Source organism: Rhizobium sp. A22-96, from assembly GCF_053521805.1.
Genome location: NZ_JBNWDQ010000008.1, coordinates 239,132 through 254,503 on the forward strand (window position 1 = coordinate 239,132; position 15,372 = coordinate 254,503).

Here is a 15,372-nt window from a genome sequence, read left to right on the forward strand (position 1 = left end):
CTCATTGCCCTCCCGCATTCTGCGTGCCGAACAGCCGCAGTTGGACGGCGTAGAGCGATAGCGTAACGACGAGCAGGACAAAGGCCGCGGCACCGCCCATCCCCCAGTTGACGAGGGATTGCACGAATTGCGCGATCAGCTCGGCCAGCATCATGTTCGCCGTGCCGCCAAGCAGCGACGGAGTGACGTAGTAGCCGAGCGACATGACGAAAACCATCAAGGCGCCCGCCATCATGCCGGGAGCGGCGAGCGGAAGCAGGACGCGGGTGAGACACTGCCAGCGGTTGGCACCGCAAAGAGCGGCTGCCTGCAGCACCGCCGGATCGATCTTCCTGATGACGCCATAGAGCGGCAGGATGATGAAGGGCAGCATGATATAGGTCATGCCGATGGTGACGCCGGTGAGATTGTTGACGAGCGCGAGCGGCTTGTCGATCAGACCCATGCCAAGAAGCATTTTGTTGATCAGGCCGGTCCGCTGCAGCAAGACCATCCAGGCATAGGTCCTTGCAAGCAGATTGGTCCACATCGACAGAAGCAGGATCGCGAATATGACCGAAGCCAGTCTCGAAGGCATGATCGCCAGCGTCCAGGCAACCGGGAAGCCGATCAGCAGCGATATCACAGTGACCAGGCCGGAGACGATGAAGGTATTGGCGAAGATTTTCACATAGGTCTCGGAGCCCAGCAGCTCGACATAATTGCCAAGCCCGAACGTCGGCTCCATCACGCTGCGCAGCAGAAGTGCTATGACCGGAAAGACGAAGAAGATTGCGACGAAGATGAGCGCCGGCATCACCTGCCCGAACCCGGTGGGCCTTACCGCCTTGCGAGTCGGTGCAGTTTCATCCGCAACGTCAATATATGTCGACATGGCAATTCTTTCCCACCGTGAGCCTAGCCCGGCAACCTTGGCCGCCAAGCACACCCGCACCTCGCATTACCGCACCGCGAACATCGGCCCGCGGTGCTATTGTCAGCGTCCTGAGGCTTATTGCGCCTGCCAGGCGTACCACTTCTTGCCGATGGCATCGCGGTTTTCAGCCCAGTAATTCATATCGGCGTTGACCTGGCCGGCCGTCTGTTGGTCCGGCAAGGTTTTTGCCGTTTCCGGGTCCATCAGCTTGGCCGAACCGAGATTGATTGGGGCGTATCCCGTCGCTTTCGCCATATCGGCCTGCGCCTGCGCCGATGTTGCAAGCGCGATGAACTTCATCGCCGTCTCCAGGTTCGGAGCACCCTTGGGAATGACGAGGGAGTCGGCGGCCGTGATATTCTGGCTCCACGACGTCTCGGTCTTGACGCCGCTATTGGCAAGCGCGGTCATGCGACCGTTCCAGAGGCTGCCGAACGGCGCTTCCGCCGATGCCAGAAGTTGCTGCGATTGCGCACCGCTCGACCACCAGACGATATCCGATTTGATCGTGTCGAGTTTCTTGAAGGCACGATCGAGGTCGAGTGGGTAGAGCTTGTCGGCGGGGACACCGTCCGCCAGCAAGGCGGCTTCGATTACACCAGGTGCCGACCACTTGTAGAAGGTGCGCTTGCCCGGAAATTTCTTCGTGTCGAACAGGTCGGCCCATGTCTTCGGGCAGGCGCTCACGGCATCGGCGTTGCAGCCGATCACGAAGGAATAGTAGAAGCTGCCGACCGAATAATCGCTGACGAAACGCGGGTCGAGCTTGGATTTGTCGATGACGGAGAAATCCAGCTTTTCCAGAAGCCCGTTCTTGCCGGCCTGAGCCGCGTAATCGCCTTCGACATCGACCACATCCCAGCTCACGCGGGCAGCCTCCACCATGGCTTTCAGCTTGCCGTAATCCGTCGGGCCGTCCTGCATGACGCCGATGCCGGTCTTTTCGGTAAACTGGTTGGCCCAGGCAACCTTCTGGGCATCCTGCGTCGTTCCTCCCCAGCTCGTGAAGACCATGGTATCGGCCTTCGCAGGCAAGCAGGCGGCCATCATTGCGGCAAAGGCCGCGAGTGCAATTCTTGCTTTCATGTTCCCTTTGTCCTTTTTTTGGTCTTCCAGTCATGCTTTATGCCGCCGCCGCTCATCCCGCGGGAGAAAAGCTGGCCGGCTTCATAATCTTGTTCTCCGCGACCTCGATCAGATCGCGAATCCTGGGCAGGAAGGCTTGCCACTCAGGATCGGCCGCCAGTCGCCCACGCCGTGCTTCACGATCGTCGAGGCTCGCATAGGCCCAGATGTGGACGATCTCGTTGATCGTTCCGATCTCGGAATAGTAGTAGCCGATCAGATTGCCGAGATGGGCTTTCTGGATGGCGATCCCCTCCTCCGCGACAACCCTGAGATATTGCGGGATCGCGCCGTTCTTCAGCCGGTATGTGCGGATTTCATAGAACATCGGCCTCACCTCATGACGAAGGGATCGGGGATCGGATCATCTGACGTGCGCAGCCAGATCGTCTTCGTGCGCGTGTAGTCGAGTGCCGCGGCAATGCCGCCTTCCCTGCCGTGCCCGGAAAGACCAAAGCCGCCGAAGGGGGCGATCGGCGATACCGCGCGATAGGTGTTGACCCAGACGACGCCGGCGCGGATCCCCTTCATCAGGCGATGGGCGCGCGTGAGATTTTGGGTGAAGACGCCGGAGGCGAGCCCATAGCGGGTATCATTGGCAAGTTTCAGCGCTTCGGCCTCCGTCTCGAAAGAGACGACAGACAGGACCGGACCGAAGAATTCCTCGGTCAGCGACGGTGAAGCGACGCCGTCGCAATCCAGGATCGTCGGCGGGAAGTAATAGCCCTCGCCATCCGGCCTTTCGCCTCCAACGACAAGACGTGCGCCGCTCCCGACTGATTTTTCGACAAGGGCTGCCACATGATCCTGCTGCCGCTTTGTCGCGAGCGGGCCGACTTCGGTCGCCATGTCGAGCGGCGCGCCGATGCGGATTGCCTCGGCCTTGTGCTTGAGAATGGACAGGAACGCGTCCTTGACGCTGCGCTCGACGATCAGCCGCGAGCCGGCAACGCAGCTTTGGCCGGTCGCGGCAAAAATGCCGGCGACTTGGGCATTGGCAGCGCTTTCAAGATCGGCGTCGGCAAAGACGATGAAGGGCGACTTGCCGCCGAGTTCCAGTGATGTCGAGGCGAGGTTCTCAGCCGAGTTGCGCACGATATGGCGTGCGGTTTCCGGGCCGCCGGTAAAGGCGATGTGGGCGACCTTCGGATGCCGCGCCAGAGCCGCGCCGCAGGAAGGGCCGAAGCCGGTGAGGATGTTGACGACGCCGGCAGGAAAGCCGGCTTCATGCACCAGACGGGCAAATTCCAGCAGCGGCGCCGGGCCGTCTTCCGAGGCCTTGACGACCATGGTGCAGCCGGCGGCCAATGCCGGGCCAATCTTGACGGCGGAAAGGAAGAGCTGGCTGTTCCACGGCACCACCATGGCAACGACGCCGATCGGCTCGCGGCGAAGCCAGACATCCATATCGGGCTTGTCGATCGGCAGGTAGGATCCCTCAATCTTGTCGGCGATCCCTGCATAATAGCGATAGTAATCCGCAACATAGGCGATCTGCGCCGAGGTCTCGCGAATGATCTTGCCGGTATCGCGCGTTTCCAGCTCGGCGAGCTTTTGGGCGTTCGCAGCGACGAGATCGGCGAGCTTATAGAGCAGCTTGCCGCGCTGCGTCGCCGTCAACCTGGCCCAAGGGCCCTCGTAAAGGGCGCGCTCGGCGGCATTGACGGCATCATCGACATCGCCCTCGCGCGCTTCCGGCATATCGGCCCAGACATCGCCCGTTGCGGGATCGATACTTTGGAAACGGGCTTCCCCGTCCAGAAATTCGCCATTGATGTAGGACTGGAAGCGCTGCATGGGTTTACTCCACAAATGCCGGCATGACCTCGGCAATGAACCGTTCGAGCGAGGCTTTCTTGCGCTCGAACGGCATGCCGGTGTCGATCCAGAAGGAATATTCGTCGTAGCCCATCGCCTGATAGGCCTTTAGCCGCGCGATCACGGTCGCGGCGTCGCCGACGACATTGTTGCTGCGCATGACAGCATCCGAGAGCATGGCATTCGCCCTGATATCCTCGTCGGAAATGCGCTCGATCAGGCCCTGCCGAACAGGCTTCTCGTTCTTGAACCAGGCGAAGAAGTAATTGTAGTAGACGCTGAGTTCGTGAGCAGCCTCAGCGATATCGGCTTCCGACGAGCCGACATAGGTATGGCGCAGCAGCATGATCTTTGGGCGCTCAATGTCAGGGTTCTTGGCGCAGGCATCGTTGAAGCGGCCCATCAGCGCCTCGACCTCGTCATCGCCCTGCCAGAGCGGCGTCACCTGGACACAGCAGCCATTGGCGACGGCAAATTCATGCGAGTTCGGATCGCGTGCGGCGACCCAGATCGGAGGGTTCGGCTCCTGCAGCGGCTTTGGCGCCGAGGTCGTCGCGGGGAATTTGAAGAACTCGCCGTCATGGGCATAGTCGCCTTTCCATATGCCTTTGATCGCGGGGATCAGCTCGCGCATGCGCTGGCCGGCGCTCCAGGCATCAAGACCCGGCAAAAGGCGCTCATATTCGAAGGAATAGGCGCCGCGGGCGATACCGATATCGAGCCTGCCGTCGCAGATGATATCGGCCATGGCCGCTTCGCCGGCAAGCTTGATCGGATGCCAGAAGGGCGCGATCACCGTTCCCGTTCCCAATCTGGCCCGCGAGGTGCGGCGCGCCAGATCGGCGATCGTAACGAACGGATTGGGCGCAATGGTGAAATCCATGCCGTGATGCTCGCCCGTCCAGATGGCGTGCATGCCGCCCCTGTCGGCAATCTCGCAAAGAGCGACGAATTCGTCGTAGAGGCTCTTATGGCTCTGGTTCGCGTCGAGCCGTTCCATGTGAACGAAGAGAGAAAATTTCATGCCCGTGCCACCTTCGTCGAGACCGGGCGGACGGTGCCGGAGGTCTCGTCTCCAAAATAAACGCCGAAATTGCCGATCTGGCTTTCGAGTGCGAAGCGAGTGACGATATCCGCTGTCGAACTCGTCTTGAAGCGCGCCTTGCTTAAGGCTTCCGGCTTGAGGAATTTGCCCTGGCGTGGCTCGCCTTGCGAGGCGAAAGCGCGATAGACGATGTGATGCCTGCCGTCACTTTTGCCTTCATAGACCGAGTAGAGAAAGCCGATCGTCACCGAAAGTCCGGTCAGCTCCTGCAGATAGTCGCTTAGAATGTCGGTGGGGCTTCCGTCTCTGCCCTCGCAGCTCGGCAAGGAGAGGATATCATCGCCGAGAAACAGAATGTCTCCTTCATGCTCGACGACGGCGGCAAGCTCGATATTGCCATCCGTCGCGGCCGACACCGCCTTGCTCGCCAGCATCGGCGTAAAATAACCGCCGCGCGTGTAGCCGAGCCCATTGTGACTGCTGTTCTGGAACGAGGCGATACGTCCCATGAGGATGACATGGTCGCCGGCATCGATGACCTCTTCCATGGCGCACTCGAACCAGGCGGCAACATCGGCAAGGATCGGACAGCCGTCAGTGCCGCCGCTCCATTCGACGGTTGCAAACCTGTCCTCGACCGGACGTGCGAAGGTGTTGGAAATATCCTTCTGGGTTTCCGACAGGACGTTGATCGCGAAATGTCCAGCGCCCGTCATGGTCGCGAAATTGCGTGAGGTCTTTGCCAGGCAGACCAGGAGAAGCGGCGGATCGAGCGAGACCGAGGTGAAGGAATTCGCCGTGAAGCCAATCGGTAGGCCGGCGGGATCGCGCGCGGTCACGACCGTGACGCCGGTCGGAAATGCGCCAAAGGCATCGCGCAAAGCCCTCGCGTCGATCTGTTGCATCGTCATCTCGCGCCCTCCCCATATGAAAGCCACTCGGCAAGCAATTCGTTGACGGTCTCGGGTGCCGTCAGGTTGACCATGTGGCGATGTCCCTCGACGATCCGCACCCAGCCTTTGGGCGTCGCCGCTGCCATTTTCTCTGCCATTTGCGGCGTCGAGTTGGGGTCGTCGGAGCCGGTCAGAAACAATGCTGGCGCCTTAACGCTCGGCCAGCGCTCGGCATAAGTCTCGTCGCCGCCCGCAAAGGCCGCGTAGGCCGTCGCATATCCCTGTGGATCGACAAGGTTCAGCCAGTTACGGGTCAACTCCCGGGCAACGGAGCTTTGCGCGTCGTCGCCGAACCAGCGTTGGAGCGGTCCTTGCTTGTCAACGCCGGTCAATGGGATTGCCGCCGCGCGTGCCAGGACTGCTGCTTTCGCCTCGGCATCGCGACAATAGACGCCGTTGAGATAGGCGATGCGCTTGATCCTCTCGCCGAAGGTCACTGCCGCGCCGCCGGCGATGAGCGCGCCCATCGAATGGCCAGCGACACTAATCGCATCGAGCTCCATCTCATCAAGGAAACCGCCGAACCAGCCGACAAACGCCTCCAGCCGGCTGCCGGCAGGCAGGGCTCTGCTTCCACCATGGCCCGGCATGTCGACGGCAATGACGCGATGCGTCTTGGAGAATTGAGCGATCTGTGGCGCCCAGGCTTCAAGACGCATGCCGACCCCGTGAATGAGAACAAGCGGTTCGCCTGTGCCAGCCTCATGGTAGGCCGTACCGGCTGCCGTGATCTCACGGGGCAGCGCTTCCACCTTGGGAGCATCTGCCTTTCCTTGCGCTATGGTGTCCATGGTCGACATCTCGGCGCCCGATCTCTCAAACGCCTGCGGGATTGGACACATCCTGCCCCAGATCCTTGAGATCCTGATAGCGGTCGCCAATGCGATGATGTGGACGCCCGCCGACGGAAGCGCCGAGCGCGACGACAATCTCGTCGGCGGCGGGTGCATCGGCGATCGACGTCTGGATCGTCAGATAATGTGAGCGCCGGCCTTCGTCGTTCTTGTCCATCAGCGGGATCATGATCGGCGCATTGGCCGGGCCGCGCGTGTTGCAGAAAGCGAGGTAGGATTTTGCGCCGACGGCGTGGCGATAATGGTTGCCGAAGCGCAGCGTATGGATCAGCGCCGAAGCATGTTCGATCTCGCCATCGAGGCCGACCACCGCCGATTTGCCATAGGCTTCAACAGTCTCGCCCGATCCGACGGCATCAATGATCATCTTGGTGAGCAGCTCACCGAGAACCGGCGCTGCGGCATGAATTTCCGGCTTCAGATCCTCGACGAAGCCGCGGCCGGCCCAGGGGTTCTTTACGATCGCGCAGGCTGAGAACAGTTTCAGCGGCGTCGGCGCGGCCCTGCCCCCTTCAATCAATGTGGTTTCGATCTGCAGGACGGTTTTACGGATTTGGAAGGTCATGATGCCGCTCGCTTTTCTGAAGTCCGTATGATGGTATGCCATAATACGTAGCTGTCAAGCAGCTTTGTGGCGGCTGATGAAAAGTCGCGAAACGGTGGAGAAAATCTAATTATAGCAATTAGTTAGATCAGAATACGATGCGAGGGGCCGTCATGCCTTCGATCAGGCCAGCGTCATGAGACGGTCTTGGGAGCCCACGGGTTGCGGCTATATCCCAGCTATTTGACGCTTTATTTTTGTATGATCTATAGCGCCGAGCAGTCGGATCGACAGGGGTTTATAGCCCGCAAGCCTAAAGCTAGCTTACTGATCAGAGGCGGCCTGGAGATGGCAGATAACAATGCGCCTCACCGTTGCGGTGAAAGGTTTCTCGCAAACGGAGGCAGGGATCAATCGATCCGCTCGTGCCCTGAAAGCACCGCCTGGGCAATCGCGCTCGCGCCGGCGACATGGTCCATGGCGGCCTGGTACGCGCCCTCGCCATCTCCACGCCGGATGGCATCGACGATGCGGGCCATCTGCGCCGGCCCTTGGACGTCGCGGTTTTGCGTCTTGATCGTCATCGACCGCAGATGATTGATGCGCACGGTCAAGAGATTGACCACTCCCCACGCGATATGGCGATCGACCATGCTGAACAGCGTCTGGTAAAAGGATGAGGTGTGGGCGAGCACGCCGGCCATATCCTTGTCGCGGTAGCTGCTTTTTATATCCTCAAGCGATTTGTCCAGCGCGTCGGCAATCGCAGGATTGTTCTGCTCCGCACAGAGGCGTGCGGCCATGCCTTCGAGTGCGCCGCGGATCTCGTAGATCTGCTTTGCTTCGTCGTGATTGAGGTGGGCGACGATCGGCCCTTTGTTCGGGAGATTGGCGACAAGGCCCTCGGATTCGAGATGCCGCAGTACCTCACGCACGATGGTGCGGCTCACGCCGAGCTGCGCGCAGAGGTCTCGTTCGACCAGACGATCTCCCGGGCGGAAATAACCATTGACGATGGCCTCTCGCACCTTGTCGAGCGCAAGTTCACGCAATGTCTTGGCTGGGCGCTCCACGCGGATTGCAGCGCTATGTGCATCGTCATTCATATCCGCACCTCAATTCCTGAATGCCATATTATGGCGTACCAAGATCTTGTACTGCCGGAATAACGTCAATGCAACTCGGCGAGCATATCAGCAATCGCTATTTGTGACGACGATGCCGACCAGTATCCAAATCTTCTGGGTCAGGGGAATTTGATGAGATCATCAGGCATTCGTACCCGGCAGGCCGAAAGCTTGCTGGAAGTAGCGCCTGAATGCCAGCATTGGCGGCGTAAACTCGATATTGGCGCGCCATCCGAGGCCGACATCCATCGGCGGCACGGGATCCTGAATATTGACCGTTTCGATGCGCCGCCCTTCGAGCGACCAGGGACGATGCACCATGTCCGAGAGGATCGCGACACCGAGGCTGTTGGCGACCATCGATCGCACCGCCTCGATCGAACTCGTGCGCAGAAGCACTTTCGGCTGGTAGGTGGTCCGGCTCCAGTATTTCAGCGAGGAATGAGCGGCCTCGTCGACGGTGAGCATGATGTACGGCTCTTCGGCGATCTCGCGCAGGCCGACACCATCACGGCGCAGCAGGCCGTGCCCGGCTGGAACCCAGAGCCGACGGACAGAACTCAACAATGTCTCGGTCGTCAGCATCGGGTTGAGAATGTTCGACGTCAGCAGCACCGAAATATCGTAGCGGTTGGTGAGCAGCCCCTCTTCGATCGACTCGCGATTGACCTCGTAGATCTGGATCCTGAGCTTCGGGTAGAGCCGTCTCATCCGCTCGATATGCAGCGGCAGGAAGTATCCGATCACCGTATAGGTCGCGGCGACGACGAGCTCGCCCTCGATGTCACTGCTGACCAGATTGAGGTGCGTCGCTTCGTCGACCTTGGCCAGAATCTCATAGGCATGCGACAGGAATTGCCGACCGGCCGAGGTCAGTTCCATGCCCTGTGGCGTGCGGTTGAACAAGGAGACGCCGACCGAAAGCTCCAGATCCTTGATCGCGGCGGTCACTGCTGATTGTGATATCGACAGGCTGATGGCCGCATGGGAAATCTGGCCATATTCCGCCGTCGCGACGAAGTAGCGAAGCTGCCGCAGGCTGAGACTCATGATGTTTGTTCCCCATCAATTTATCTGAAAACAACTATAGCTAATCAGATTCAAAGGCTCAAAGGCGATGTAAATTTCGCTTCCTTCTCGCGCAATGTGCTTACTAGATTGATATTACTGGGGAATTTATGGTGTAATTTTAAGCTAAGATATCAATTAATCAGATAATGATGCTTTGAAAATTGTATTTTTCAAGATGCATCTTTCCCTCTAGCGTTTTGATAACGGTCCGATCAGGGCGAGCATACGAGGGGACGCATTTGAAGGAAGCGGTCGATATCAATTGCGATATGGGAGAGGCGTTCGGCCGGTGGCGGATCGGCGATGCTCTAGATGAGGAGCTCATCTCACTCGTCAGTTCGGCCAATATCGCCACGGGTTTTCACGCGGGCGACCCCAACCTGATGGACGAGACCGTACGGCTGGCGGCGGCCCATGGGGTCGGCGTCGGGGCGCACCCCGGCTACAATGATCTCCAGGGCTTCGGGCGGCGCAAGATCAACGGCACCAGCCGCGAGATCATCAACGACCTGGTCTATCAGGTCGGCGCATTGCGGGAGTTCGCGAGACGTCATGGCGTGCCGGTGCAGCATGTGAAGCCGCATGGCGCGCTCTACATGGAATTGGCGGCGAATGTCGACCTATCGCAGATCTTCATCCAGTATATGCGCACAGTCGCGCCGAACATGTTCGTCTTCTGCATGGATGGTTCGGCGACCTGCCTTGCTGCGCAAGAGGCAGATCAGCCCGTCGTTCGCGAATTCTATGCCGACCGCGATTATGGCGACACGGGCTGGATCGTCTTTACCAGGGATGTAGGCCGCCCGGATCCGAAGGCGATCGCGCGCAAGGTGGTCAGGGCATGCACGGAAGGTGTGGTCCGCACCGTCAACGGCACGGATATTCCCATTGCCTTCGATTCCATCTGTTTTCACTCCGATACTTTGGGTGCGCTCGATATCGTGCGCCATATGCGCGAAGCCCTTGTTGCCGAGGGTATAAGAATTGCACCTGTTTCGCAGATTTTGAACAATGACGCCGCGCGGAGGTCCCATGAGCAGGCTTGAGATCAGATCACCCCTTCCGGGAACCTTCTACAGGGCCGCGTCGCCGGACGTGCCACCCTTCAAGGCCGATGGCGATGCCGTCGCCGCAAGCGATACGATCGGGGTCATCGAGGTGATGAAGACCTTCCAGCAGATCCCAGCCGCTCTGGATGGCAGGAACATCACCTTCCTCGTCGAGAATGAGGAGCCTGTCATGGCCGGACAGGTCATCGCGGAGGTCGATCCATGACAATCCGCTCCGTTCTGGTTGCCAATCGCGGCGAAATAGCCGTCAGGATCATAAAGGCGGCAAAGGCGCTCGGCATTCGCACCGTGCAGGTTCATAGCGCGGCCGACGCCGAAATGCTCGCGGTCAAGCTGGCTGACGAGGCGATCAATATCGGTTCGCCAGCGCCGAAGAAGTCCTATCTGAATATAGAGGCGATTATCGCCGCAGCCCGTTCGTCCGGCGTCGACGCTGTCCATCCCGGCTATGGCTTTCTGTCCGAGAACGGAGATTTTGCGGATGCCGTCGAGGCTGCCGGCATGATCTTCATCGGCCCGAGCGGCACCGCTATCCGCATGCTTGGTGACAAGGTCGCTGCACGCGAGATTGCGCAGCGAGCCGGCGTGCCGACGGTGCCCGGCAGCGACGGGCGTGTGGCCGATATCGTGGCTGCCGAAGCAGTCGCCGAGCGTACCGGCTTTCCCGTGATGATAAAGGCCGCAGCCGGCGGTGGCGGGCGTGGCATCCGCATTGTGCAATCGCTGACAGAGCTTAGGGAGCAGTTTCCGCTTGCCTCGGCCGAGGCTGCCGCAGCCTTCGGCGATGGCGGCCTTTACATGGAAAAGGTCATCACCCGCGCCCGGCACATCGAGGTGCAGATTTTCGGCGATGGCCGCAACTTCGTGCATTGCTTCGAGCGCGAATGCTCGCTGCAACGGCGCCGCCAGAAGGTGTGGGAGGAAGCACAGGCCTTCATGCTACCCGACGAGGTGCGACGGCAGCTTTGCGCCAGCGCGGTGGCGCTTGCCGCCGAAGTTGGCTATCGCGGCGCAGGCACCGTCGAATATCTCTACGATGAAGATAGCCACGAGTTCTATTTCATCGAGGTCAATACACGCATCCAGGTCGAACATCCGGTTACCGAAATGATCACCGGCATCGATCTCGTGCAGGAGATGTTCAAGGTGGCGGGCGGCGCTCCGCTATCACTGTCGCAAGCCGATATTCAGGCGCGCGGCCATGCCATCGAATGCCGGATCAACGCCGAGGACCCGGCGAAAGGCTTTCAGCCGGCGCCAGGCACCGTGACGCGGCTTTCGATCCCGGAGGGTGAAGGCATCCGCTTCGATACGATGCTCTATGCCGGCTACACCGTTCCGCCCTTCTATGATTCCCTGCTCGGCAAGCTGATCGTCTGGGCGGAGGATCGCAATGCCTGCCTCGACAAGCTTGTCGTCGCGCTCTCCGGCCTGACCATCGAAGGCTTGCCGACGACGATCGCGCTGCATCTTGCGCTCGCGAGAGACTCGTCGGTGCGCAAGGGAGCTTTCCATACGCGTTTTCTCGAATCCTGGCTGGAGACCGATTTTAACGCGGTCGACGGCATAGCCACGGAGGTCGCCTGATGCCTGCTCGCTATACATTCGGAGGCGATGAACATCTCTTCATCGAATGCAGCGACGAGATGTCGCTCGAAGCCTTCTTCAAAAGCCTGTCGATGGCCAGAGGGGTGCGAGAAAGCGCCATAAAGGGCATTACGGAAATCTGCCCCGCCAATGCGTCTTTCCAGATCAAGTTCAATCCCGATCTGATCAAGCCCGACGACCTTCTGCGCGAGGTGAAGGCAATCGAGGGCGCGGCCGAAAAGGCAGAGCCCGTCATCACCACCCGCATCGTCGAAATCCCGGTTTTCTATAATGATCCGTGGACGCACGAGACATTGATGCGCTTTCGCGAGCGCCATCAGGAGCCCACGGGAACCGATCTCGACTACGCCGCGAAAATCAACGGCTACGGCGCTGTCGAGGATTTCGTGTCCGCCCATGCCGGTTCGCCATGGTTCGTCTCGATGGTCGGCTTCGTCGCCGGCCTGCCGTTCATGTATCAGATGGTGGAGCGGCAGCGGCAGATCGAGGTGCCGAAATATCTGCGCCCGCGGACCGATACGCCGCGCCTGACCGTCGGCCATGGCGGTTGCTTCGGCTGCATCTATTCGGTGCGCGGCGCAGGCGGTTACCAGATGTTCGGCATCACACCGATGCCGATCTTCGATCCCACGCAGTCGACGAGCTATCTGCGTGACTTCATGGTGTTCTTCCGCCCCGGCGATATCGTGAAATTCCGGCCGATCGATCGCGATGGCTACGATCAGGCGGTCGAAGATGTCGACAAGGGTCGCTTCGCTCCGCCGATCCGGGAGGTCAGCTTCGATCTCCGGCAATATCAGGCTGACATAGACGGTTACAATGCCAAGCTGGAGGGCGCGCTGCATGGCCATTAAGGTTCTTCATCACGGCCTTTCGACAACGATTCAGGATCTCGGCCGCCCCGGCTATTTCCATCTGGGCATTCCGGTCGGTGGCGCCATGGATCGCTATGCCATGCGCGCAGCAAACCTTCTCGTCGGCAATGACGAGGGTGCCGCGGGCCTGGAGGCCGTCTTCATGGGGCCCAAGCTTGAATTTCTCGACGATGCGCTGATTGCGGTCACCGGCGCCGAGATGCCGGTCAGGATCGACGGCGAGCTTCAACCGGGATGGACGGCGCTGAAGGTCAGGGCTGGCCAGACGGTCAGCTTCGACTTCCTGAAGTCCGGCGCGCGCATCTATATCGCCGTGTCGGGCGGCATTGACGTGCCGGAAGCGCTTGGCAGCCGATCGACTTATGTGATTGGTGCCCTTGGCGGCCACAATGGCAGAGCGATTGCTGCCGGAGACGAATTGCCCGTCGGGAAGGGCTCAATGGCAAGCGAGGGACGATCGGTTGCGGAAGAGCTGCGCAGAAAGCCCGGCATGCCGGCCGAGTTGCGGGTGCTGCCGGGGCTCTACTGGGATCGGCTGACCGAGGAAGCCAAGCGCAATTTCTTCGCGGATCAATGGAAGGTGGCGCCGGAAGCCGATCGCATGGGCTACCGCTTCCGTGGCGGCCGCAAGCTTGAATTCGTCGAACGCAAGCAGCCTTTTGGTGCCGGCTCGGACCCCTCGAATATCGTCGACAGCTGCTACCCCTATGGTTCGATCCAGGTGCCGGGCGGTACGGAGCCGATCATCCTGCATCGCGACGCCGTCTCCGGTGGCGGTTACTTCATGGTCGGAACGGTGATTTCAGCCGACATGGATCTTATTGCGCAATTGCAGCCCCATACGCCAACGCAATTCGTCGAGGTGACGATGGATCAGGCGCTTGCGGCTCGTGCGGATCGCCAGGCATTGCTCGGGCGCTTGCGCGCTGCTCTGTCATGAAGGGATAGGCAAATGGTGGCCGCTTCGACACCGAGTTTCACTCGGACTGCCCGCCTCTCATTCGAGAACGCGGGTCAGATAGGCGGCCGTTACGCTTGGGCCGGGAATGATGGCAACGATCTTCATCTGCGCGATGGTGCGATTGACCGACGCTTCCAGGTGGCTCTCTATCATCGCCGCCGCTGCTTTTACGGCGCCGCGCAGCAGAAGCTCTGTTATCAGGCGCAGTTCCGTGATGATGGCCGGGTCGCCAGGCAGGCCAAGTTGCCTGAGCAGTCGCTCGGTCGCCGTGACCGGCAGCAGATTGTTTCGGATCGATTCCTTCAGCCGTTCGTTCGGCGTGGCGAGGATGCAGATATCGATGAAATCCGCATGGACGGCCTCGATTGCCGAAAGATGATCGGCGGGCTCCAACCGCTCCAGCTCGGAAAGACGCAGGAACAGGTCGTTCAATTGTTCGCGGTCGACCCTGTTCGCGCCGGCGATCAGCGCCTGCGGCTCAAGCATGCCTCGCAGGCCGTAGTGATCCTTGATCATCTGGGCGGTCAGCGGGCCGGCGATCCAGTGAGACGATTGGTTCTTGCGCACGAGGCCGCGCTCGCGCAGGCGGGTGAGCACATCGCGAACCACCGTGCGGCTAACGTTGAAATGGTCGGCAAGCTCGATCTCAATGATGCGATATTGGCCGAAGACCACACAGCCGGCGACATCGGCCTCGACGGTGTTGTAGATCCGCTCCCAGGAGGCGCGGCTTTGAAGCGCTTCGTCGGCATGGCGGGGAATGGTGAGGCCAAGCGTCTTGATGTCGGTTCGGTTCGGCTCGATACCCTGGCCGGAGGGGCCGACCAGGTAGCCGCGCCCGTTGAAGCGATGCACCAGCCCTTCGCTTTCCAAGGTTTGAAGAGCCCTCTGCACGGGTGCGCGGGAAATCTGCAGGATGTCGGCGATCGGACCTTCAAGCAATACGACGCCAGGCGGCAGCGTGCTGTCGCCGATATTGCTGCGCAGCACATCCTCCGCGATCTCGTAGCGCTTCTGCGCATTGGGGCGCGTATGGCTTTCGGTCATCTGATGCAATGGACTCACGTCGTTCCGATGCCCCACTCTTACGCGTTTTGTAACGCTAACATAGCGCAAAAATAAATGAGTATTGAATACAAAATATGTTTTTAGGTGCGAAATAGATTCTGGTCGCCGCGACGGTACGCGTCGAAGGCGGGAGATATGACGGGCGCAAATCGAATGCGCGCGCCCGGCAAGTAGCTTACGTGCGGCATATTTTGTAGGGATTCTGTGCCGATTGGCCGCCAAATTCCTGCGGCTTTGCTTTCTTCATCCTCAGTGCCTTGGTCACGATCGCCTCGACCTCTCGACTTTCTGAAAAAGCCTATTGAATACAAAAATCATTTATGCAATGCTTTAATCG

At 59.9% G+C, this 15,372-nt stretch carries 16 protein-coding genes; 5 read left to right on the forward strand and 11 right to left on the reverse strand.

Features of this window, described 5'->3' with window-relative positions; genetic code table 11:
* Position 1: 1 nt before the first annotated feature.
* The 10 genes from ACQZ6F_RS30615 to ACQZ6F_RS30660 form a co-directional block, all read right to left on the reverse strand.
* Complete coding sequence (locus ACQZ6F_RS30615) at positions 2–874, reverse strand: ABC transporter permease (protein WP_449094963.1); 873 nt, start codon at positions 872–874, stop codon at positions 2–4.
* A 117-nt stretch (positions 875–991) separates the two neighbouring features.
* Positions 992–2,002 carry a polyamine ABC transporter substrate-binding protein gene (locus ACQZ6F_RS30620; RefSeq protein ID WP_068389383.1) on the reverse strand — a complete coding sequence of 337 codons (1,011 nt, stop codon included), beginning with the start codon at positions 2,000–2,002 and terminating at the stop codon, positions 992–994.
* Positions 2,003–2,054: 52 nt separating this feature from the next.
* Positions 2,055–2,369, reverse strand: coding sequence for an NIPSNAP family protein (locus ACQZ6F_RS30625; RefSeq protein WP_449094964.1), 315 nt, complete (start codon positions 2,367–2,369; stop codon positions 2,055–2,057).
* Positions 2,370–2,374: 5 nt separating this feature from the next.
* Positions 2,375–3,838, reverse strand: coding sequence for an aldehyde dehydrogenase (locus tag ACQZ6F_RS30630; RefSeq protein ID WP_449094965.1), 1,464 nt, complete (start codon positions 3,836–3,838; stop codon positions 2,375–2,377).
* Between the two features lie 4 nt (positions 3,839–3,842).
* Positions 3,843–4,883 (reverse strand): LLM class flavin-dependent oxidoreductase, encoded by a 1,041-nt coding sequence (locus ACQZ6F_RS30635; RefSeq protein WP_449094966.1) that lies wholly within the window; start codon positions 4,881–4,883, stop codon positions 3,843–3,845.
* Positions 4,880–5,815, reverse strand: a complete 936-nt coding sequence (locus tag ACQZ6F_RS30640; RefSeq protein ID WP_449094967.1) for a flavin reductase family protein — start codon at positions 5,813–5,815, stop codon at positions 4,880–4,882. Before ACQZ6F_RS30640 ends, ACQZ6F_RS30635 begins: the two co-directional genes overlap by 4 nt.
* The gene (locus ACQZ6F_RS30645) at positions 5,812–6,657 is read right to left on the reverse strand and encodes an alpha/beta fold hydrolase (RefSeq protein ID WP_449094968.1); all 846 of its coding nucleotides are present in this window, start codon (positions 6,655–6,657) and stop codon (positions 5,812–5,814) included. Before ACQZ6F_RS30645 ends, ACQZ6F_RS30640 begins: the two co-directional genes overlap by 4 nt.
* 16 nt (positions 6,658–6,673) lie before the next feature.
* Positions 6,674–7,276: an amino acid synthesis family protein gene (locus tag ACQZ6F_RS30650; RefSeq protein WP_449094969.1), complete on the reverse strand. Its 603-nt coding sequence runs from the start codon at positions 7,274–7,276 to the stop codon at positions 6,674–6,676.
* A gap of 389 nt (positions 7,277–7,665) precedes the next feature.
* The gene (locus ACQZ6F_RS30655) at positions 7,666–8,361 is read right to left on the reverse strand and encodes a GntR family transcriptional regulator (protein ID WP_068389404.1); all 696 of its coding nucleotides are present in this window, start codon (positions 8,359–8,361) and stop codon (positions 7,666–7,668) included.
* 162 nt (positions 8,362–8,523) lie between these two features.
* A complete protein-coding gene (locus tag ACQZ6F_RS30660; protein ID WP_174075088.1) occupies positions 8,524–9,432 on the reverse strand; it encodes a LysR family transcriptional regulator in 909 nt (302 codons plus the stop codon).
* Between the two features lie 260 nt (positions 9,433–9,692).
* On the opposite strand from ACQZ6F_RS30660, the gene ACQZ6F_RS30665 reads away from it, so the two are divergent.
* Genes ACQZ6F_RS30665 through ACQZ6F_RS30685 form a run of 5 tightly spaced genes read left to right on the forward strand, consistent with a single transcriptional unit; the run spans position 9,693 to position 13,946 of the window.
* A complete protein-coding gene (locus ACQZ6F_RS30665) occupies positions 9,693–10,499 on the forward strand; it encodes a 5-oxoprolinase subunit PxpA (protein ID WP_449094970.1) in 807 nt (268 codons plus the stop codon).
* Positions 10,486–10,728 carry an acetyl-CoA carboxylase gene (locus ACQZ6F_RS30670; protein ID WP_449094971.1) on the forward strand — a complete coding sequence of 81 codons (243 nt, stop codon included), beginning with the start codon at positions 10,486–10,488 and terminating at the stop codon, positions 10,726–10,728. The genes ACQZ6F_RS30665 and ACQZ6F_RS30670 overlap by 14 nt, the downstream gene beginning before the upstream one ends.
* On the forward strand, positions 10,725–12,110 hold the full coding sequence (locus ACQZ6F_RS30675) for an acetyl-CoA carboxylase biotin carboxylase subunit (protein ID WP_449094972.1): 1,386 nt from the start codon (positions 10,725–10,727) through the stop codon (positions 12,108–12,110). Before ACQZ6F_RS30670 ends, ACQZ6F_RS30675 begins: the two co-directional genes overlap by 4 nt.
* Complete coding sequence (locus ACQZ6F_RS30680; RefSeq protein WP_449094973.1) at positions 12,110–12,985, forward strand: 5-oxoprolinase subunit B family protein; 876 nt, start codon at positions 12,110–12,112, stop codon at positions 12,983–12,985. The genes ACQZ6F_RS30675 and ACQZ6F_RS30680 overlap by 1 nt, the downstream gene beginning before the upstream one ends.
* Positions 12,975–13,946 carry a 5-oxoprolinase subunit C family protein gene (locus ACQZ6F_RS30685; protein WP_449094974.1) on the forward strand — a complete coding sequence of 324 codons (972 nt, stop codon included), beginning with the start codon at positions 12,975–12,977 and terminating at the stop codon, positions 13,944–13,946. The genes ACQZ6F_RS30680 and ACQZ6F_RS30685 overlap by 11 nt, the downstream gene beginning before the upstream one ends.
* 57 nt (positions 13,947–14,003) lie before the next feature.
* On the opposite strand, the gene ACQZ6F_RS30690 is transcribed toward ACQZ6F_RS30685, so the two are convergent.
* Positions 14,004–15,014, reverse strand: coding sequence for a GntR family transcriptional regulator (locus ACQZ6F_RS30690; protein WP_267553734.1), 1,011 nt, complete (start codon positions 15,012–15,014; stop codon positions 14,004–14,006).
* Positions 15,015–15,372 lie beyond the last annotated feature (358 nt).